The sequence below is a fragment of the Enterobacter sp. ZOR0014 genome (genome assembly GCF_000798855.1).
Classification (GTDB): Bacteria; Pseudomonadota; Gammaproteobacteria; order Enterobacterales; family Enterobacteriaceae; genus Enterobacter; species Enterobacter kobei.
Map to the genome: position 1 here is coordinate 1 of NZ_JTLF01000024.1, position 608 is coordinate 608.

Annotated in this window: 1 protein-coding gene; it reads left to right on the forward strand. The window is 55.9% G+C overall.

Annotated features, from left to right (window positions below):
- Window positions 1-608: hypothetical protein (locus L977_RS24645; protein ID WP_047624311.1), on the forward strand; the 608-nt coding region annotated here is incomplete at both ends.

Sequence of the window (608 nt, forward strand, 5' to 3'; positions counted from 1 at the left end):
GAAAACGCGATGTTGTCGGATGAATATCTTGATGCCCGCCTGAAAACACTGGAGCAACGTTTTCAGGGCAAGCCAGACGTGCTGGCGCAAATAAGAGCTGACGACAGGCTGGTCAGGGCGTGGCATGCACAAAATGTGACAGTCTCTTATCCAGAAAATGTTTTGCTGGATCCGCCGGAGCCGCTGGCGCTTCACCAGCAGAAGGTAGCAGCCATTAAAGCGCAGGTCGACAAGGAGCTGGCGGAACTCCCACAGAACTTCACTGATGCCCGGGCCAGAAGCTGGGCACCCTATCAGAAAAAGCTCAACACAGCCCGACAGGCGAATTTTGATACCTGCTACACGAGCCTGGTTGACACGGTTAACGCTATCTTCCAGAAGCGTATCGTCAGCGTGGTGAACTGGCTCAGTGCGCCGGTGCTGCTGGCCGTGCTGGATGATTTCCACTGTGAGGTGCAGCGGGCAGGGCTGTTCTACCAGTCAGCGGTGGGAATGGCGATGCACGGGATTAACAGCTGTCCGGCAGGTGCCGCAAAGATAGACGGCTGGTGGAATGAATACAGCACAAAAAACCGTGAGAACCTGCTGTGGCGGCATGTGGCGGCCAA